This window comes from Burkholderia sp. RF7-non_BP4, assembly GCF_001521935.1.
Lineage (GTDB): Bacteria > Pseudomonadota > Gammaproteobacteria > Burkholderiales > Burkholderiaceae > Burkholderia > Burkholderia diffusa.
The window spans coordinates 315,714-333,117 of the sequence record NZ_LOTA01000001.1 but is presented as its reverse complement, the minus strand read 5'-3'; the positions used below and the strand labels follow the sequence as shown (position 1 = coordinate 333,117).

19 protein-coding genes and 2 tRNA genes are annotated in these 17,404 nt (G+C 68.3%); 6 read left to right on the top strand and 15 right to left on the bottom strand.

What is annotated here, in order from left to right; all coding sequences use genetic code 11:
- Positions 1 to 66 precede the first annotated feature (66 nt).
- Both norM and WS49_RS01430 read right to left on the bottom strand, forming a co-directional pair.
- A complete protein-coding gene (gene norM, locus WS49_RS01435; protein WP_059523779.1) occupies positions 67 to 1,455 on the bottom strand; it encodes a multidrug efflux MATE transporter NorM in 1,389 nt (462 codons plus the stop codon).
- 129 nt (positions 1,456 to 1,584) lie between these two features.
- Positions 1,585 to 1,803 carry an RNA-binding S4 domain-containing protein gene (locus tag WS49_RS01430; RefSeq protein WP_006753074.1) on the bottom strand — a complete coding sequence of 73 codons (219 nt, stop codon included), beginning with the start codon at positions 1,801 to 1,803 and terminating at the stop codon, positions 1,585 to 1,587.
- A gap of 279 nt (positions 1,804 to 2,082) precedes the next feature.
- Between WS49_RS01430 and WS49_RS01425 the strand changes: the two genes are divergently transcribed.
- Positions 2,083 to 2,493, top strand: coding sequence for a hypothetical protein (locus tag WS49_RS01425; protein ID WP_059523776.1), 411 nt, complete (start codon positions 2,083 to 2,085; stop codon positions 2,491 to 2,493).
- A gap of 117 nt (positions 2,494 to 2,610) precedes the next feature.
- Here WS49_RS01425 and WS49_RS01420 read toward each other — a convergent pair whose 3' ends face one another.
- From WS49_RS01420 to fdxA, 8 genes are all read right to left on the bottom strand, one after another.
- Entirely contained in the window at positions 2,611 to 3,387 is a 777-nt protein-coding gene (locus WS49_RS01420; RefSeq protein ID WP_059523775.1) for a DUF4088 family protein, read from the bottom strand.
- A gap of 159 nt (positions 3,388 to 3,546) precedes the next feature.
- Entirely contained in the window at positions 3,547 to 3,885 is a 339-nt protein-coding gene (locus WS49_RS01415; RefSeq protein ID WP_059523773.1) for an AzlD domain-containing protein, read from the bottom strand.
- Positions 3,882 to 4,655 (bottom strand): AzlC family ABC transporter permease, encoded by a 774-nt coding sequence (locus WS49_RS01410; RefSeq protein ID WP_059523770.1) that lies wholly within the window; start codon positions 4,653 to 4,655, stop codon positions 3,882 to 3,884. The genes WS49_RS01415 and WS49_RS01410 overlap by 4 nt, the downstream gene beginning before the upstream one ends.
- 122 nt (positions 4,656 to 4,777) lie before the next feature.
- Entirely contained in the window at positions 4,778 to 5,683 is a 906-nt protein-coding gene (locus tag WS49_RS01405) for an AraC family transcriptional regulator (RefSeq protein ID WP_059523768.1), read from the bottom strand.
- Between the two features lie 61 nt (positions 5,684 to 5,744).
- Positions 5,745 to 6,230, bottom strand: coding sequence for a CreA family protein (locus WS49_RS01400; protein WP_059523767.1), 486 nt, complete (start codon positions 6,228 to 6,230; stop codon positions 5,745 to 5,747).
- 107 nt (positions 6,231 to 6,337) lie between these two features.
- A tRNA-Asn gene (locus tag WS49_RS01395) sits at positions 6,338 to 6,413 on the bottom strand.
- Positions 6,414 to 6,488: 75 nt separating this feature from the next.
- A tRNA-Asn gene (locus WS49_RS01390) sits at positions 6,489 to 6,564 on the bottom strand.
- Positions 6,565 to 6,665: 101 nt separating this feature from the next.
- Entirely contained in the window at positions 6,666 to 6,989 is a 324-nt protein-coding gene (fdxA, locus tag WS49_RS01385) for a ferredoxin FdxA (RefSeq protein ID WP_006753067.1), read from the bottom strand.
- Positions 6,990 to 7,278: 289 nt separating this feature from the next.
- Here fdxA and pncB point away from each other — a divergent pair, with 289 nt between their 5' ends.
- The 5 genes from pncB (at position 7,279) to WS49_RS01360 (ending at position 13,256) form a co-directional block, all read left to right on the top strand.
- Positions 7,279 to 8,478 carry a nicotinate phosphoribosyltransferase gene (gene pncB, locus WS49_RS01380; RefSeq protein WP_059523765.1) on the top strand — a complete coding sequence of 400 codons (1,200 nt, stop codon included), beginning with the start codon at positions 7,279 to 7,281 and terminating at the stop codon, positions 8,476 to 8,478.
- An 86-nt stretch (positions 8,479 to 8,564) separates the two neighbouring features.
- Positions 8,565 to 9,227 (top strand): LutC/YkgG family protein, encoded by a 663-nt coding sequence (locus tag WS49_RS01375; protein WP_059523763.1) that lies wholly within the window; start codon positions 8,565 to 8,567, stop codon positions 9,225 to 9,227.
- A gap of 52 nt (positions 9,228 to 9,279) precedes the next feature.
- Entirely contained in the window at positions 9,280 to 10,710 is a 1,431-nt protein-coding gene (locus tag WS49_RS01370; RefSeq protein ID WP_059523761.1) for a sodium:proton antiporter, read from the top strand.
- A gap of 81 nt (positions 10,711 to 10,791) precedes the next feature.
- Positions 10,792 to 11,781, top strand: coding sequence for a 2-hydroxyacid dehydrogenase (locus tag WS49_RS01365; RefSeq protein WP_059523843.1), 990 nt, complete (start codon positions 10,792 to 10,794; stop codon positions 11,779 to 11,781).
- Positions 11,778 to 13,256 (top strand): DNA recombination protein RmuC, encoded by a 1,479-nt coding sequence (locus WS49_RS01360; RefSeq protein ID WP_059523759.1) that lies wholly within the window; start codon positions 11,778 to 11,780, stop codon positions 13,254 to 13,256. The genes WS49_RS01365 and WS49_RS01360 overlap by 4 nt, the downstream gene beginning before the upstream one ends.
- Positions 13,257 to 13,352: 96 nt before the next feature.
- Here the strand turns inward: WS49_RS01360 and WS49_RS01355 are convergent, their stop codons facing one another.
- The 5 genes from WS49_RS01355 to moaA form a co-directional block, all read right to left on the bottom strand.
- Complete coding sequence (locus WS49_RS01355) at positions 13,353 to 13,838, bottom strand: GNAT family N-acetyltransferase (protein WP_059523757.1); 486 nt, start codon at positions 13,836 to 13,838, stop codon at positions 13,353 to 13,355.
- Complete coding sequence (locus WS49_RS01350; RefSeq protein ID WP_006476519.1) at positions 13,835 to 14,110, bottom strand: hypothetical protein; 276 nt, start codon at positions 14,108 to 14,110, stop codon at positions 13,835 to 13,837. Before WS49_RS01350 ends, WS49_RS01355 begins: the two co-directional genes overlap by 4 nt.
- Before the next feature lie 37 nt (positions 14,111 to 14,147).
- Positions 14,148 to 15,443 carry a molybdopterin molybdotransferase MoeA gene (moeA, locus tag WS49_RS01345; protein ID WP_059523755.1) on the bottom strand — a complete coding sequence of 432 codons (1,296 nt, stop codon included), beginning with the start codon at positions 15,441 to 15,443 and terminating at the stop codon, positions 14,148 to 14,150.
- 105 nt (positions 15,444 to 15,548) lie between these two features.
- Positions 15,549 to 16,166, bottom strand: coding sequence for a molybdenum cofactor guanylyltransferase MobA (gene mobA, locus WS49_RS01340; RefSeq protein WP_059523753.1), 618 nt, complete (start codon positions 16,164 to 16,166; stop codon positions 15,549 to 15,551).
- Positions 16,167 to 16,194: 28 nt separating this feature from the next.
- Positions 16,195 to 17,310 (bottom strand): GTP 3',8-cyclase MoaA, encoded by a 1,116-nt coding sequence (gene moaA / locus WS49_RS01335; RefSeq protein ID WP_059523751.1) that lies wholly within the window; start codon positions 17,308 to 17,310, stop codon positions 16,195 to 16,197.
- Positions 17,311 to 17,404: the final 94 nt, after the last annotated feature.

Below are 17,404 nucleotides of genomic sequence, written 5' to 3'. Positions count from 1 at the left end.
GCGCGGCGTCCTTGGGTCTTCAGCCGACAAGCATAGCGCCGGCCGCGATTTCGCGTCGTGCCGAGTTCAACGCGTCGGCGCGACGAGCGACGCGGTCTTCCGGTGAAAGCGCCAAGCCATCAGCACGGCGACGCTCGCGAGGCCGGCCGCGAGCCCCCACCACAGGCCGCGCGCGCCGAGGCCGGCATGGAACGCCAGCCAGTAACCGGTCGGGAAACCGATGCCCCAGTAGCCGAAGGTCGCCGCGAGCATCGGGATGCGCGTGTCCCGCAGTCCGCGCAGTGCACCCGACCCGACGGTCTGCATGCCGTCGACGATCTGGAACACCGCGGCGATGCCGAGGAGCGACGCGGCCAGCGACACGGTCGCCGCGTTGGCCGGGTCGTCGAGTTGCAGATACAGGCCGACGATCGCATGCGGCGCGACGATCAGCACGAGCCCCGACAGCGACATGAACGCGACGCCGAGCCCGAGCGCGACGAAGCCCGCATGGCGCGCGGCGACCGGCTGGCCGGCGCCGACCCAGTAGCCGACCCGCACGTTGGCGGCCTGGCCGATCGCAAGCGGCACCATGAACGCGACCGACGCGACGTTCAGCGCGATCTGATGCGCGGCAAGCGACGTCGCGCCGAGCACGCCGATGGTGAGGCCCGTGGCGAGGAAGAGCGTCGATTCGACCCCGTACGTGATCGCCACCGGCCAGCCGATGCCGATCAGCTCGCCCATCATGGGCAGTTTCGGGCGGGCGGCGGTCACGAAATGACGGAACCGCTGACGGCCGTGCAGCAGCCAGATCAGCGCGAGCGCGGTGAGCCAGATGGTGATGGTCGTCGCGACCGCCGAGCCGAGGAAACCGAGCCGCGGCAAGCCGAATGCGCCGTGGATCAGCCCGTAGTTCAGCACGCCGTTGACGCCGACGCCGCCGATCGACACCCACAGCAGGCGTCGTGCGGCGCCGATCGCCGGCAGGAATGCGCGCATCAGTCCGACGCCGATCAGGCTGCCGAGCGCCGCGAACCGCAAGATGCCGGTGTACTCGCCGACGTGATGCGCGAGCGTCGGCGGCTCGTGGAACATCAGCAGGATCGGTTCGGACAGCGACAGCGCGACGATCGCCGGAATCGCGAGCAGCACGGACAGCACGAAGCCGGTCCAGTAGATGTGCGGCACGCGATGTTCCGCCTGCGCGCCGCGGGCATGCGCGACGCTCACGCTGATCGACGACAGCACGCCCTGCAGCACGGTCACGATGACGAAGAAGAAGTTGGCGCCGAGGCCGCCCGCCGCGAGCGAATCGGGGCCGAGCGAGCCGAGCAGCACCGTGTCGGTGACGCTCATCGCCATCTGCGAGAGTTGCGCGATCGCGAGCGGCGCGGCGAGGCGCGCGGTATCGGCGGCATGACTGGACAGCGACGGCGGCGCGGCGGCCGTCCGCGTAAGACCGGAATGCGACATGGAGTGAGCGCTCGCGCGGGTGCGGGCCCGCGCTGTCTGTATTTATTTTGAGAGACGGCTAGCTTACGGCTTTATTCGAACGGTGTCGAACGCGCGCGCCGATGGCCATGTCGCGGTCAGGGGGAACCGCTACGCGTCGTGAACCGCGATCCGCGTATCGCCGAACAGCACGACCTGACCCGCGCGGATCTTGCAGGTCTTGCGCAGCTCGACCACGCCGTCGACTTTCACCGCGCCGGACGCGACGAACATCTTCGCGGTGCCGCCGCTATCCGCGAGGCCGGTGATCTTGAGAAGGTTGTGCAGCTCGACGTATTCGCCGGTCAGCGTGAAATCCAGATTGGGCATGACGAAGGGAGCGCACGTGCGCGGGAGGAATCGCCCCGCATCATACGGCACCGACGGCCGGCGCGCGAGTGCGGACGCTCGTGCAGGCCCGCGCGCCGCAGTTGTTAAGGACTGTGAGCGATTCGTCAGCAAATGAAACGGTGGGTAACAGTCTGAGAGATTCGAGAACCGGACGTGCGGCCCGCGGGTCTTTCGTCGTACCTGCTGCGCGTTGCGGCAGGGGACGCGACGGATCGCATCGAGGCGGTCCGCGCCCACAACTTCTTGAGGAGGATTGTCATGTCCAAGATTCGTTCGATGCTGATCGGTGCCGCGCTGACGGCGTTCGCCACTTCGGCCGCATTCGCGCAGACGGGTGTCGCGGCACAGGGCACCGCAGGTGCCGGCGTGCAGGCGCAGGCGCCGGCAGCAGGGGCTGGCGCAGGTGCGGGCATGCAGGGTGATGCCGGCGCGAATGCGTCGGGCAATGCGGTCGGCGGCGCAACCGACGCGGTCGGTGCGGCAGCCGACGGCGCGAAGGATACGGCGGCGTCGTCGGTCCACTCGGCCAAGAAGCACGCGAAGCATGCGGCGAAGTCGGCCAAGCATCATGCCGGCACGGCAAAGTCGAAGGTGGGCGACGAGGCGGTCGAAGGCGGCGCGTCGGCCGGCGTGCAGGGCGGCGCATCGGCCTCGGGCGCCGCGCAGTAAGCGGCCCTCCGACGTCGCACGATGTTCGCCCCGGACGGCGCGTCGTGGCGGCGATCGATCGGCGGCCCGGTTCGCTTCGCGCGAACCGGGCCGTTCTTCATGCGTGGACGCGGGCCGTCATGGCCGATGCTGTTCCTGGCCCGGTCCGTGCGCCGGTCGCGCGGCGGACGGCGTGAATACGCCGCGCAGCCACGCGGCAAGCCGCGCGAAAACGTCGTACGGCTCGTCGACGAAGATCTCGGGCTTCAGCAGCCGCAGGTATTCCATGATCTGCTGCGCTTCCTGTTTCTGGAACGAACCGTGCGCGAGCCCGAGCCGCAGCAGGCCGCGCAGTTCGCCGAGCTTGTCGCGCGCGGCGCTGCCGACGCTCATCTCGCACGCGAGCTTCGCCTCGTAGACGCGCTGGCGCAGCGATTCCGCAAGCCGCCATGCGGGCGTCTGCATCATTTCCTCGAGCGCCTGAATGTCGTGCACCGCGCTCTTGATCTGCGCGGCGAGCGGATCGACGAGCGACGCGTCGCCCTGTGCTTCGGCGACGATCGCCTTGGCCCAGTCGCGGCACGCCTTCGCGAGCTCGTCGGGGGTCCATTCGGAGCGCGATGCGAAGCCGAAGCCGAATTCGCCGGCCTGCCGCATCAGGATCGCGACGACGTCCGGAAATTCCTTGTCGAGCGTGCGCTTCGCCCACGCGTACTGGCCGCCCTCGAGCATCCGCTGCACGGCATGCTCGGTCAGCGGCACCATGTTGTCGAGCAGCTTGGCGCGCAGGAAATCCTCGAACGACGGCGTCGCGAACTGCGGGTCGAGTTTCAGCGACACGCGCACGAATGCGTCGTAGTCCTTGCGCAGGGACGCAAGCGTGTCGTCCTTGAGGGAAAGGGTGATCTGGCCCATGAATCGTCTCGATGGCGGCCCGCGCGGGCCGGCGGCCGACATCGCGCACCGGTGCGGGCGCAGCGTCGACGGACCGGTTCGCGCCGAGGCCGATGGCGGGTCTTCCTACCCGATATCGGCGCGCCGGGCGAAAACTTGAGCGCGGCCGGCGACGTTCGCTCAGGCCGGCAGCCAGTGCGGCATCACGATCCCTTGCCAGAAGAAGAACACCGCGAGCCCGACCGCGATCGTCACGAGCGGCCGGCGTGTCGTCGCCGATACCAGCACGGCGGCGAGCGCGCCGACGAGCTGCGGATTGCGCCAGGTCAGTTCGGCCGTGCCGCCGTGCGGCGAGACGGTCATCGGCACGATGATCGCGGTCAGCACGGTGACGGGCACGAAGCCGAGCGCGGTCCGCACGAGCGGCGGGAAGGTCAGCCGCTCGCCGAACAGGAACAGCGTCGTCCGGATCGCATAGGTGATCACGGCCATCCCGAGGATCAGCAGCGCGTAGCTCACGATGCGGTCTCCGTGCGTGAGGCGGTGCGCGAACGCTCGTGCCGCAGCGTCAGCGCGACGCCGACCGCGACGCCGGCGGCGACCGCGCCCAGCAGCCCGAGCTTGTACGGCCAGCCCTGCCAGAAGTACGCGAGCGTGCCGGCCGTCGCGGCGGCCGCGAAATAGCGCAGCGTGCCGAGCTGCGGAACGACGATCGCGATGAAGGTCGCCGCCATCGCGAAATCGAGGCCGAGCGACTGGAGGCCCGGGAAGGCCGCGCCGAAACCGATGCCCGCGAGCGTCCAGATCTGCCAGTTCAGGTACATCGCGAGGCCCGAGCCGAAGAAGTAGTGGGGGCCGATCGCGCCGGGCGGGAAGTGCCGGTAGTGCGCATAGGCGACCGCGAACACCTCGTCGGTCATCAGCGCGCCGAGCGTCGCGCGCCAGCGCAGCGGCAGGTGTGCGACGTACGGCGCGAGCGTCGCGCTGTACAGCAGGTGACGCAGGTTCACGATCAGCGTCGTCGCGAGCACGACGACGAAGCTCGCGCTGCCGGCGATCAGGCCGAGCGCGATGAATTGCGCGGAGCCCGCGAACACCGCGAGCGACATCAGCGCGCCGTGCCATGCGGCGAGCGGGCCGCCGCCGACCAGCGTGCCGAAGATCACGCCGAACGGCGCCGCGCCGATCATCATCGGGATCGTGTCGCGTGCGCCGTCGAGCCATTCGTTGAGCGGGCGGCGGGGCGGGGTTGAAGGTGTGGGTGCAGGTTTCACAGGGCGCGTCTCCATGCAATGCAGGATAGCGGTGCGCTGCCCGTGGCGGCTTGTACGTTCTTGCGCACGCGGCGCCGGCGGCGCAATCTGCGTGCCGGTTGCCGCGTATCGTCGAATGCAGGATGGGCGTGTGCGCGTCAGCGCGCCTGCCAGCGTCCGGGCGGCACGCCGAACATCCGTTTGAAATGCCGGGAGAAGTGACTCTGGTCGACGAAGCCGCTGGCCGCGGCGACGTCGGCGATCGACACGCCCGCGCGCAACGGCGCAAGCGCGCGCTGCAGCCGCAGCTGGTTGCGCCACGCATGCGGCGGCATCCCGATCGTCCGGGTGAACAGGCGCGCTGCGTGGAACGGCGACAGGCCGGCGGCCTGCGCGACGTCGTCGAGCGTGACCGTGCACGTAAGATCGGCGGCGAGCCGCTCGCGCATCGCGTCGACGCGCGGCTCGTCGGCCGCGAGCGCAGCCGGCTGCAGCCGCGCGTCGGCATGGCGCGCGATCAGTGTCGACAACGCATCGAGCATCGCCGTTTCGGCGGCGAGCGGATCGTAGACGCGCGGTGCCGTGGCGGCCGGAGCATCGGCGGCCGGCTGCTCGTGCGGATGGAACGGCGGCATGCACTCGCTGCCGGCCTCCATCATCCGGTGGGCCAGCGCGAGCCGTGCCGCGAGATCGGCGTCGCGGATCACGTCGGACGGGAACCATGGCGCATCCTGCGGGCGCCCCGCCATCGCGCTCGCGAGCGCGCGAATGTAGTCGACCGGCACGTAGCTCACGCGATAGCACCAGCCTTCGTCGGTCGCGCGCGAGCCCGTGTGCACCTCGCCGGGATTGATCACGGGCACGGTGCCCGTTTCGGCGACATGGCCGCTGCCGCGACAGGTGTAGCGCTCCGCGCCCTCGAGGATCACGGGAATCGTGTACGCGTCGTGCCAGTGCGGCGCGAACGTATGGTCGCGATAGGTCGCCGTGAGCAGGTCCGCGTCCGGCAGCAGCGGCGTGCGCCAGTAACGTGCGGAGTCCGGAAGAAGGCGGGTGGCGGACATGGTCGGGCGCGAGGGCGGTCGAATCGACAGTGTATCGCTCGAGCGCCCGGCCGGCGCGGGCTTACTTGACCGGAATCGTCGTGCCGGCCGGCATCGGCACCGCGGTCACGGCGTTCTTCGGGCTGCCGCTGACGATGCGGTCGCTGTAGGTCAGGTAGACGAGCGTGTTGCGCTTCTTGTCGACCACGCGCACGACGTGCAGCGTCTTGAAGATGAACGACATCCGCTCGCTGAACACGTCGGTCTGCTGCTTGAGCGGCTCCTTGAAGCTGAGCGGGCCGACTTGCCGGCACGCGATCGACGCTTCGCTCGGATCCTCGGCGACGCCGAGCGTGCCCTTGATCCCGCCGGTGCGCGCCCGCGACACGTAGCAGGTGACGCCCGTCACGAGCGGATCGTCATACGCTTCGACGACCACGCGGTCGGAGCCCGTCACGCGGAAATGGGTGTTGACGCTGCCGACTTCCTCCGCGTGCGCGAGCGGCGCGGCGGCAAGGGCGGAGAGCAGAAGGGCGAACGGCGCAGCGGAAAGGAGGCGGTGCTTCATCGATGGAACCGGATGCGAATGCGGGACAGAAACTCTAGCATGCGCGGCGGTGACCGACGGGCGCCGGAAAAACAAAAGGCCCGTCGAATGACGGGCCTTTCGCTGTCTGGCTCCCCGACCTGGGCTCGAACCAGGGACCTACGGATTAACAGTCCGGCGCTCTACCGACTGAGCTATCGGGGAATAAATCGGTACATCTGCGTGCTTGTTTGGTGGCCAACAAAAAACCCGTCCACCTTCAACGGGCTCTTGCGTTTTTGGCTCCCCGACCTGGGCTCGAACCAGGGACCTACGGATTAACAGTCCGGCGCTCTACCGACTGAGCTATCGGGGAACAAACAACAACAGCAGAGAAACGAGATTGTATGGAGCGTTCGCTAACCTGTCAACACTTTTGAGCGGCGACGTGCAAAATATTTTGCGGCGCCGCTGCGATCAGCGTTCGAGCAGGTGCAGCTTTTCCTGCACGTCCTTCCACTCGTCCGCGTCGGCCGGTGCCGGCTTCGTCTTCGTGATAGACGGCCAGTTCTTCGCCAGTTCGGCGTTCAGCTCGGTGAACTGCTGCTGGTCGCCCGGAACGTCTTCTTCGGCATAGATCGCATTGGTCGGGCACTCGGCGACGCACACGGCGCAGTCGATGCACTCGTCCGGATCGATGGCGAGAAAGTTGGGACCTTCACGGAAGCAATCCACCGGGCACACATCCACGCAATCCGTGTATTTGCACTTGATGCAGCCTTCGGTCACAACGTGAGTCATTAAAACGCTCCTGCTTGGCGGTATATATGGGGTGGCGTTTGCGCCAAAAGCGGCATTGTAACTGAAGCGCAAAACCCGCATGGCGTGGTCGGCTTTCCGGCTTATATCGTTTCGTGATTAGTTTATGGGGCCGACCGTGGGCGCGGTGCGTGCGGCCGGCTGCACGACGCGGTGGGCAAGGGGGAGGCGGTTTCACGATGGTCGGGCCCGCATTCGGGTAACATGGCCGGCAGACCGGGCGGCGCGCGGTGCGCCGGGGCCCTGTCACGTTATTGGCGGTGCCGTAATCATGATCATCACTTCGCTGCTCGACACGGATCTCTACAAATTCACGATGATGCAGGTCGTCCTGCATCACTTTCCTGCCGCAAACGTCGAGTACCGGTTCCGGTGTCGCACGCCCGGCGTCGATCTCGTCCCGTACATCGACGAGATCCGCGACGAGGTGCGCGGCCTGTGTTCGCTGCGCTTCACCGACGACGAACTCGACTACCTGCGGCGCATGCGCTTCATCAAGAGCGACTTCGTCGACTTCCTCGCGCTGTTTCACCTGAACGAGAAATACATCTCGATCACGCCTTCGCCGAAGGGCAACGGCGAGATCGACATCGTGATCGAGGGGCCGTGGCTGCACACGATCCTGTTCGAGATTCCGGCGCTCGCGATCGTCAACGAGGTCTATTTCCGCAACACGCAGCGCGAGCCCGACTATCGCGAAGGCCGCGAACGGTTGCGCGAGAAGATCAAGTTGCTCGGCGCGAAGCCCGAGTTCGCCGACTGCAAGATCGCCGACTACGGCACGCGCCGGCGCTTCTCGAAGGTGTGGCACGAGGAGGTCGCGCTGACGCTGCGCGACGGGCTCGGGCCGCAGTTCGCGGGCACGAGCAACGTGTTCTACGCGATGAAGCACGGCCTGACGCCGCTCGGCACGATGGCCCACGAATACCTGCAGGCCTGCCAGGCCCTCGGCCCGCGGCTGCGCGATTCGCAGACCTACGGTTTCGAGATGTGGGCGAAGGAGTATCGCGGCGACCTCGGGATCGCGCTGTCGGACGTCTACGGGATGGACGCGTTCCTGAACGACTTCGACATGTACTTCTGCAAGCTGTTCGACGGCGCGCGCCACGATTCGGGCGATCCGTTCGAATGGGGCGAGCGCATGCTGCGCCACTACGAGGCGAACCGCTGCGATCCGCGTACCAAGGTGCTCGTGTTCTCGGACGCGCTGGACATCCCGAAGGTCATGCAGCTGTACGAACGGTTCCGCAACCGCTGCAAGCTCGCGTTCGGCGTCGGCACCAATCTCACGAACGATCTCGGCTACGTGCCGCTGCAGATCGTGATCAAGATGGTCCGCTGCAACGGACAGCCGGTCGCGAAGCTGTCGGATTCGCCGGGCAAGAGCATGTGCGACGACAAGGCGTATCTCGCGTACCTGCGCCAGGTGTTCGGCATCGCGCAGCCGGTCGACGAGGACGCATCGCAATAAGCATCGGCCAAGCGGCCAGGTGCGTCGCGGCGAGGGCGGCCGGTATAATCCGACGGTATTGCACGCCAACGTCACGAGGACCGTTCATGGACACTTCCGCTGCCCGTCGCCAGATCCTCGCACGCATTCGCGCGGCGCAAGGACGCGCGCCCGAACCCGATGCAGCGGAGCGCGACGGCGTCGCCGACTATCTCGCCCGCCATCCCGAGGGGCCGCGCCCGCCGATGCCGGCCGACCTCGTCGCCGCATTCGTCGACGAAGCGGCTCGCTTGTCGACGACGGTCGACGAGGTCGCGACACTGGCCGATGCGCCGGCCGCCGCCGCCCGCTATCTTTCCGCTCACGGCCTGCCAATGCAGGCCGTCGCGTGGCGCACGCTGGCCGAGCTCGACTGGGCCGGCGCGGGCCTGTCGGTCGAATGCCGAAAGCCGCGCGACGGCGATCTCGTCGGCCTCACCGGCTGCTTCTGCGCAACCGCCGAAACGGGTTCGCTGGTGCTGCTGTCCGGCCCCGACACCTATGCGTCGGCCGGGCTGCTGCCGGAGACGCACATCGCGATCGTGCCGGCGTCGCGGATCGTCGCGGGCCATGAAGACGCATTCGCGCTGATTCGCGCGGAGCGCGGCGAATTGCCGCGTGCGGTCAATTTCGTATCGGGCCCGTCGCGCACGGGCGATATCGAGCAGACCATCGTGCTGGGCGCGCACGGCCCGTACCGCGTTCACGCGATCGTCGTACGCGGCGCATGACGCGCGCACCTGATCCATCCTCACTCGACTCACTCGCACAAGGAAGTTCTGCATGAAACGACATGCCGCCTGGGCGGGCATGGCGTCGGGAGCCGCGCTTGGCGCCGTTCCCGCGCTTGCATCGGCCGCCACGCTCGACGGTGCCACGCTGTCCGCACTCTGGGGCATCCCGTTCGCCGGGATTCTGCTGTCCATCGCGGTGTTCCCGCTCGTCGCGCCGGTGTTCTGGCATCACCACTTCGGCAAGATCGCCGCGGCGTGGGCGATCGTGTTCCTGGTTCCGTTCGCCGCCGCGTTCGGTGCGGGCACGGCGTTCGGTACGCTCGTGCACGCGCTGCTCGAGGAGTACATCCCGTTCATCGTGCTGTTGACGGCGCTCTATACGGTCGCCGGCGGCATTTGCGTCAACGGCAACCTGCACGGCACGCCGAAGCTGAACACCGCGATCCTCGCGCTCGGCACGCTGCTCGCCAGCGTGATGGGCACGACGGGCGCCGCGATGCTGCTGATCCGGCCGCTGCTGCGCGCGAACGATAACCGCAAGCACGTCGTGCACGTCGTGATCTTCTTCATCTTCCTCGTCGCGAACGCGGGCGGGTCGCTGTCGCCGCTTGGCGATCCGCCGCTGTTCCTCGGCTTCCTGAACGGCGTGAGCTTCTTCTGGACGACCACGCATCTCGCACTGCCGATGCTGTTCATCTGCGCGGTGCTGCTGACGCTTTTCTTCGTGCTCGATACGTACTTCTACCGGAAGGCCGGCGAGGAGCGGCCGGCCGCACTCGACCCGACGCCCGACAGCGGCGCGCTGTCGATCGACGGCAAGGTCAACTTCGTGTTGCTCGCGGCCGTGATCGGCCTCGTGCTGATGAGCGGCGTCTGGAAGCCGGGCATCTCGTTCGACGTGTGGGGCACGCACGTCGCGCTGCAGAATCTCGTGCGCGACGTCGCGCTGGTCGTCGTGGCGCTCGCGTCGCTCGCGCTGACACCGCGCTCGGCGCGCGAAGGCAACGCGTTCAACTGGGCGCCGATCGAGGAGGTCGCGAAGCTGTTCGCGGGGATCTTCGTGACGATCGCGCCGGTGATCGTGATCCTGCGCGCGGGTGCGGACGGCGCGTTCGCCCAGATCGTCCATCTCGTCACGGGGCCCGACGGCAAGCCGATCGACGCGATGTATTTCTGGGCAACCGGCCTGCTGTCGTCGTTCCTCGACAACGCGCCGACCTACCTCGTGTTCTTCAACCTCGCGGGCGGTGATGCGCAGGCGCTGATGACGACGGGCGCGACGACGCTCGCCGCGATTTCGGCGGGGGCGGTGTTCATGGGCGCGAACAGCTACATCGGGAATGCGCCGAACTTCATGGTGAAGGCGATCGCGGAATCGCGCGGCGTGAAGATGCCCAGCTTCTTCGCGTATCTCGGCTGGGCGCTCGTGATCCTGGTACCCGTATTCCTGCTGACGTCGTGGATTTTCTTCCCGGCGTAGGCTGACGATTTTCAACCAAGCGCGGACGGCTCCGGCGGTGCACGATGTGCCGCGTGCCGGCCGCGGCATGCGGAGATGGCGATGCAGAAGATCCTGGTCGCACGTCCGATCTTTCCGGACGTGATCGAACGGCTCGAGCAGTATTTCGAAGTCGACTGGAACAATGGCGACGCGCTCGCCCCCGACGCGCTCGCCGCGCGCCTCGCGGACAAGGACGGCGCGCTGACGGCGGGCGACCCGGTCGGCGCGGCCGCGCTCGCGGCGGCGCCGCGCCTGCGCGTCGTGTCGAACATGGCGGTCGGCTACAACAATTTCGACATGGCCGCGTTCAATGCCGCGAACGTGCTCGGCACCAACACGCCCGACGTGCTGAACGAATCGACCGCGGATTTCGGCTGGGCATTGATGATGGCCGCCGCGCGGCGGATCGCCGAATCCGAGCACTGGTTGCGCGCCGGACACTGGCAGAAGTGGGCGTATGACGGTTTCCTCGGCAGCGACATTTACGGCTCGACGCTCGGTGTCATCGGGATGGGGCGCATCGGTCAGGCACTCGCACGGCGCGCGCGCGGCTTCGGGATGCAGGTGATTTATCACAACCGGTCGCGGGTCGCGCCCGAGATCGAGGCCGAGCTGAATGCCGAATACGTGTCGAAGGACGACTTGCTGGCGCGCGCCGATCACGTCGTGCTCGTGCTGCCGTACACGAAGGAGAACCATCACACGATCGGCGCGGCCGAGCTCGCGAAGATGAAGCCCACCGCGACGCTGACCAACATCGCGCGCGGCGGCATCGTCGACGACGCGGCGCTGGCCGCCGCACTGCGCGACAGGACGATCGCCGCGGCAGGCCTCGACGTCTATGAAGGCGAACCGAGCGTGCACCCGGCGCTGCTCGAGGTGCCGAACGTCGTGCTGACGCCGCACATCGCGAGCGCGACCGAGAAGACGCGCCGCGCGATGGCGAACCTCGCGGCCGACAACCTGATCGCCGCGCTGGGCGAAGGGCCGCGCGCGGGGCAGCCGCCGAACCCGATCAACCCTGACGTGATCGGGAAGCCGCGCGCATGACGACGATGTTGTTGCTGGCGACGGTCATCGTGCTGGCCGTCGCGCTCGCGGTGGCGATCGTCGCGATCGTGCGCGGCGGCGGCCGCCGCGACGATGCGGCCGTGCTCGGCGACCAGATCGAGGACGCCGCGCACGCGCAGGCGCTCGCGGTCGAGCGGCTCGAGCGCGAGCTGCGTGGCGAGATCGTCGAGAACGCGCGCGGCTCGCGCACCGAGCTGGCTGGCAATTTCTCGCAGCTTCAGCAGACGCTCGCGACACAGCTCACGAGCATCGCGACCGTGCAGAACAATCAGATCGAGGGTTTCGCGCAACAGTTGGGCAAGCTCGTCGCGGGCAACGCGCAGCAGTTCGATGCGATGCGCGAGAGCGTGCAGCGTCAGGCGCAGCAGGCGCGCGAAGAGCAGACGGTCGCGCTGCGGCTGTTCGGCGACACGCTGAACCGGCAGCTCACGCAACTGACCGAGGCCAACGATCGCCGGATCGGTGAAGTGCGTGCGACGCTCGAGCAGCGGCTGAAGGAAATCGAGACGAACAATGCGGCGAAGCTCGAGGAGATGCGCCGCACCGTCGACGAGAAGCTGCATGCGACGCTCGAACAACGGCTCGGCGAATCGTTCAAGCTCGTGTCGGACCGGCTCGAGCAGGTCCACCGCGGGCTCGGCGAGATGCAGACGCTCGCGGCCGGCGTTGGGGACCTCAAGAAGGTACTGACGAACGTGAAGACGCGCGGCACCTGGGGCGAGGTGCAGCTCGAGGCCTTGCTCGAGCAGATGCTCACGCCCGACCAGTATGCGAAGAACGTCGCGACGGTGCCGAAGAGCAGCGAACGCGTCGAGTTCGCGATCCGGCTGCCGGGGCGCGATGCCGGCACGCGCGACGCGCCGCCGGTGTGGCTGCCGATCGACGCGAAATTCCCGCGCGAGGACTACGAGCGGTTGATCGACGCGCAGGAGCGCGCCGATTCCGTGGCGGTCGAGGACGCGGCCCGTGCGCTCGAGGCGCGCGTGCGGATGGAAGCGCGCACGATTGCGGAGAAGTACGTCGCACCGCCGCATACGACCGATTTCGCGCTGCTGTTCCTGCCGACCGAGGGCCTCTACGCGGAGATCCTGCGCCGCCCGGGGCTGACCGACCTGCTGCAGCGCGACTATCGTGTCACGGTGGCAGGCCCGACCACGCTGACCGCGCTGCTGAACAGCCTGCAGATGGGTTTCCGCACGCTCGCGATCGAGCAGCGCTCGAGCGAAGTGTGGCAGGTGCTCGGTGCGGTGAAGACCGAATTCGGCAAGTTCGGCGATGTGCTCGCGCGCACGAAGGCGCAGCTCGAAACGGTCACGCGCTCGATCGAGGCCGCCGAGCAGCGCACCCGCGTGATGAACCGCAAGCTGAAGCAGGTCGAGGCGTTGCCGGGCGAGACGGCGGCCGGGCTGCTCGGCTCGGACGCTGCCGATGGCGCCGATGCGGACGATGCATGACGCATCGCGTATTCGGCCGAAGCCGGCTGGAACGAAAAACGGGCGCCGTGGCGCCCGTTTTCCTTTGCAGCACCGACCGGCGTGGCCGGCCCGCGTTCAACGTGCGGCGAGCGTGTTCAGCGCATCCCCGGTGACGCGCACGATGCGCCATTCCGGCAGCACGGTCGCACCCATCTTTTCGTAGAAGTCGATCGCCGGCTCGTTCCAGTCGAGCACCGACCATTCGAAGCGAGCACAGCGGCGCTCGACGGCGAGCGCCGCGAGGTGCCGCAGCATCGTGGTGCCGAGGCCCGTGCCGCGCTGCGACGGCTGCACGTACAGATCCTCGAGATACAGGCCGCGACGGCCGAGGAACGTCGAATAGTTGTGAAAGAACAGCGCATACGCGACGATCGCACCGTCGCGCTCGGCCACCAGCGCTTCGGCCGCGGGGCGCTCGCCGAACAGCGCGTCGGCCAGATCGGCGTCGCTCGCGACGAACAGGTGCGTGAGCTTCTCGAACTCGGCCAGCTCGCGCATCAGCGCGAGAATCGCACCGACGTCGCGCGTTTCGGCCGAGCGGATCAGCGGCGTGCCGCTCACGCTTCCTCCGGCGGATCGGACAGCACGATCTCGATGCCGCCGAAGCGCGACGCGACCCAGTTGTACGCGTGGCAGGCGATCCACAGCAGCACGAAACCGAGGATCGCGTTCAGCAGCAGCGCGCTCAGGATCGTGCTCAGTTCGACCATCCCGTAGCGGATGTACGCGACCAGGATGCCGAGCAGCACGATCGGCACGCTGAACGTCAGGTAGACGAGGATCAGCGCCTTCGCGGTCTGTCCCGCGGCGATCGACGAGATTTGTTTCTTCATGTGCGGATTGCCCCCGTAGAGATATACCGATTGGAATTCAGATCAAGCCGTCGAGCGGCAGGATGTCGACCGGGGCGCCCGCGTCGACTGCCGCGGAATCGTGGCCCAGGACGATGAAACAGTTGGCGGCCGCGAGGCCGCTCAGCGATGCGGAACTCTGCGAACCGGCTGGCGCGACGTGCCACTGGCCGTCGGCGTCGCGCGTCGCGACGGCGCGCAGGTATTCGGTACGGCCCGGGCGCTTTTTCAGCGCCTGCGTGCTGCGTGCCGTGTACATCGCCGGTGGTGGCGCATGCGCGCCGGCCAGCGTCAGCAGCGCGGGGCGCACGATCGCGTAGAACGTCACGGCGGATGCGACCGGATTGCCGGGCAGCCCGAAGAACAGCACGTGGCCGGCGCCGTCGGCCGCAGGCGCGAGCGTGCCGCACGCGAGCGGCCGGCCGGGCCGCAGCGCGAGGCTCGCGAAGGTCACGTCGCCGAGCCGCGCCATCACGTCGCGCGTGAAATCGGCTTCGCCGACCGACATGCCGCCCGACGTGATCACCGCGTCGGCCCGTGCGGCGGCGGCATCGCGCAGCGCGCGTTCGAGCGCCGCCGGATCGTCGCGGACGATCCCGAGATCGAGCGCGTCGATGTGCAGCCGTTCGAGCATCGCGACCAGCATCCCGCGATTGCTGTCGTACAGCGTGCCGCGATCGAGCGGCTCGCCGGGTTCGCGCAGTTCGTCGCCGGTCGAGAACACGGCGACGCGCACGCGGCGGCGCACCGTGACTTCGCGCAACCCGAACGATGCGAGCAAGCCCAGATCGGACGGGCGCAGAATGCGCCCCGCGGCAAGCGCGCAGGCGCCGCGGGCGAGATCCTCGCCGGCCCGGCGGCAATTTGCGCCGCGCGTGACGTCGTGCGCGGCGAAGCGGATGACGTCGCCGTCGACGCGCACGCGTTCCTGCGGAATGACCGTGTCGCATCCGGCCGGCATCGGCGCGCCGGTCATGATGCGGATGCACGCACCGGGCGCCACGGCTCCGTCGAACGGATGGCCGGCGAACGCCGTGCCGGCGACCGTCAGCGCGATGTCGGCGGCCGATGCAAGTGCGTGCACGCTGCCGTCGAATGCATAGCCGTCCATCGCCGAGTTGTCGTACGCGGGAATGTCGAACGGCGCATTCACGTCGGCCGCGAGCACGCGGTCGAGGGCGTCATGCAGCGGCACCGTGTCGCACGCGTCGACCGGCACCGCGAACCGGCACGCGAGCGCCTGCGCGTCGGCGAGCGACAACGGGGCAGCGGAATCGGGTGCGGTTCGGGAGGCGGGCGAGGATTGCGTGATCATCAGTCTGACTGCGCCGCAAGGCGTATCGGGTTCGTGGCCGGTGGCGCGCGGAGGGCGCCGGAGCGCGAAGGCGCATGCGGCGGGCGGGAGCGGATGCCGGGGCCGTCAACGGCGGGCAAGCGCGGCAAGTTCCTGCCAGGAGTTGGCATTGTAAAACGCACGCTCGTCGCAGAACTCGACTTCGACCGTCTTGTGGCGTGCGTACCACGCACGCACCTTGCGCTCGCCGGCCGCGAGCCCGGCCGCGAGGTCGTCGGCGAGCGACGTGCGCAGCAGCGCGAAGGTCGGCTGCGGCGAACGTGCCTGTTGCGCGTCGACGGTCACCGCCATCGCGATGTCGGCCTGCTGCGCGTCGAGCGCCGCATGCAGCCGCGCGACGAGGTCGGTCGGCAAATAGGGCGTATCGCACGGCGAGCACGCGACGAGCGGTGCGCGCGCCGCGCGCATGCCGGCGAGCAGACCCGCGAGCGGGCCGGGGAAATCGGGTGTTTCGTCCGGCACGATGCGCGCGTCGAACGGCGCACCGAGCTCGGCATAGCGATCGATGTTGCGATTCGCGCTGATCAGCGTCTCGTCGACCTGTGGCGAGAGCCGGCGCAGCACGTGCAGCGCAAGCGGCGTACCGTCGAGCAGTTGCAGACCCTTGTCGGCGCCGTCCATGCGCGTCGCGCGCCCGCCCGCGAGCAGCAGGCCGGTGACGGAAGGCGAGGCGGAAGCGGACATCGCGGGAAATCGGGGCGGCGGGCGCGCGTCAGCCGCCGATGTACGACATTTCTACGCGCTTGCCGGCACCGTCGTGGGGCACCGCGTCGGCGGCCGCGCTGCCGCGCAGCTGCGAATAGCGGTCGGTGCGGGCCTGCCAGATGCGGGCGATCGCGGTCGCGATTTCGGCGTCGCTGGCGCCGCCGCGCACGAGGGCGCGCAGGTCATGGCCGGTCGACGCGAACAGGCACAGGTACAGCTTGCCTTCGGTCGACAACCGCGCGCGCGTGCAGTCGCCGCAAAATGCCTGTGTGACGCTCGAGATCACGCCGATTTCGCCGCTGCCGTCGGCATAGCCCCAGCGCTGCGCGGTTTCCGCCGCCGTGTGCGGCTCGAGCGGCACGAGCGGGAACTGTTCGGCGATCCGTGCGACGACGTCCGCGGACGGCAGCACTTCGGTCATGTTCCAGCCGTTCGACGTGCCGACGTCCATGTATTCGATGAAACGCAGGATCACGCCGGTGTCGCGGAAGCGCTCGGCCATCGGCAGGATCTCGCTGTCGTTGGTGCCGCGCTTCACGACCATGTTGACCTTGACCGGCGCGAGGCCCGCGGCCTGCGCGGCGAAGATGCCGTCGAGCACGTCGGCGCTCGCGAAGTCGGCGTCGTTCATACGCTTGAACAACGTATCGTCGAGCGCGTCGAGGCTGACCGTCACGCGCGTGAGGCCGGCATCCTTCAGTGCGCGCGCCTTGCGCGCGAGCAGCGAGCCATTGGTGGTCAGCGTCAGGTCGAGCGGGCGGCCGTCATGGGTCGTCAGGCGCGCGAGGCGCTCGATCAGGAATTCGAGGTTCTTGCGCAGCAGCGGTTCGCCGCCGGTGATCCGGATCTTTTCGACGCCGTGCGCGACGAACAGCCGCGCCACGCGCTCGATTTCTTCGTGCGTGAGCAGCGCGCTGTGCGGCAGGAACGGGTAGTTCTTGTCGAACACGTCTCGCGGCATGCAGTACACGCAACGGAAGTTGCAGCGGTCCGTCACCGAGATGCGCAGGTCGCGCAGCGGCCTGGCGAACGTGTCGGCCAAGGCGCCGTCGGGGGTATGCGCGACGCCGGAGATATCCGGCATCCCGCTGACGTCGGCGAGAGGAATGATGCGTCGGAACATGTTGAAAGAAGTGCGAGCCAAGCTTCTATTCTAGCCGCAAGCGGCTGGCCGGGCCGGTGGGCGGAAACCCGCAGCGCGGAAATGGAAAAGCCCG

What these genes read in the sequence shown, in the direction of transcription:
- WS49_RS01350 (WP_006476519.1), bottom strand. Translation starts at nt 14,110, where the DNA reads ATGAAGAAACAAATCTCGTCGATCGCCGCGGGACAGACCGCGAAGGCG.
- norM (WP_059523779.1), bottom strand. Translation starts at nt 1,455, where the DNA reads ATGTCGCATTCCGGTCTTACGCGGACGGCCGCCGCGCCGCCGTCGCTG.
- WS49_RS01420 (WP_059523775.1), bottom strand. Translation starts at nt 3,387, where the DNA reads ATGGGCCAGATCACCCTTTCCCTCAAGGACGACACGCTTGCGTCCCTG.
- WS49_RS01425 (WP_059523776.1), top strand. Translation starts at nt 2,083, where the DNA reads ATGTCCAAGATTCGTTCGATGCTGATCGGTGCCGCGCTGACGGCGTTC.
- moaA (WP_059523751.1), bottom strand. Translation starts at nt 17,310, where the DNA reads ATGTTCCGACGCATCATTCCTCTCGCCGACGTCAGCGGGATGCCGGAT.
- WS49_RS01365 (WP_059523843.1), top strand. Translation starts at nt 10,792, where the DNA reads ATGCAGAAGATCCTGGTCGCACGTCCGATCTTTCCGGACGTGATCGAA.
- mobA (WP_059523753.1), bottom strand. Translation starts at nt 16,166, where the DNA reads ATGTCCGCTTCCGCCTCGCCTTCCGTCACCGGCCTGCTGCTCGCGGGC.
- WS49_RS01410 (WP_059523770.1), bottom strand. Translation starts at nt 4,655, where the DNA reads ATGGAGACGCGCCCTGTGAAACCTGCACCCACACCTTCAACCCCGCCC.
- WS49_RS01370 (WP_059523761.1), top strand. Translation starts at nt 9,280, where the DNA reads ATGAAACGACATGCCGCCTGGGCGGGCATGGCGTCGGGAGCCGCGCTT.
- WS49_RS01430 (WP_006753074.1), bottom strand. Translation starts at nt 1,803, where the DNA reads ATGCCCAATCTGGATTTCACGCTGACCGGCGAATACGTCGAGCTGCAC.
- moeA (WP_059523755.1), bottom strand. Translation starts at nt 15,443, where the DNA reads ATGATCACGCAATCCTCGCCCGCCTCCCGAACCGCACCCGATTCCGCT.
- WS49_RS01405 (WP_059523768.1), bottom strand. Translation starts at nt 5,683, where the DNA reads ATGTCCGCCACCCGCCTTCTTCCGGACTCCGCACGTTACTGGCGCACG.
- WS49_RS01360 (WP_059523759.1), top strand. Translation starts at nt 11,778, where the DNA reads ATGACGACGATGTTGTTGCTGGCGACGGTCATCGTGCTGGCCGTCGCG.
- WS49_RS01375 (WP_059523763.1), top strand. Translation starts at nt 8,565, where the DNA reads ATGGACACTTCCGCTGCCCGTCGCCAGATCCTCGCACGCATTCGCGCG.
- pncB (WP_059523765.1), top strand. Translation starts at nt 7,279, where the DNA reads ATGATCATCACTTCGCTGCTCGACACGGATCTCTACAAATTCACGATG.
- fdxA (WP_006753067.1), bottom strand. Translation starts at nt 6,989, where the DNA reads ATGACTCACGTTGTGACCGAAGGCTGCATCAAGTGCAAATACACGGAT.
- WS49_RS01400 (WP_059523767.1), bottom strand. Translation starts at nt 6,230, where the DNA reads ATGAAGCACCGCCTCCTTTCCGCTGCGCCGTTCGCCCTTCTGCTCTCC.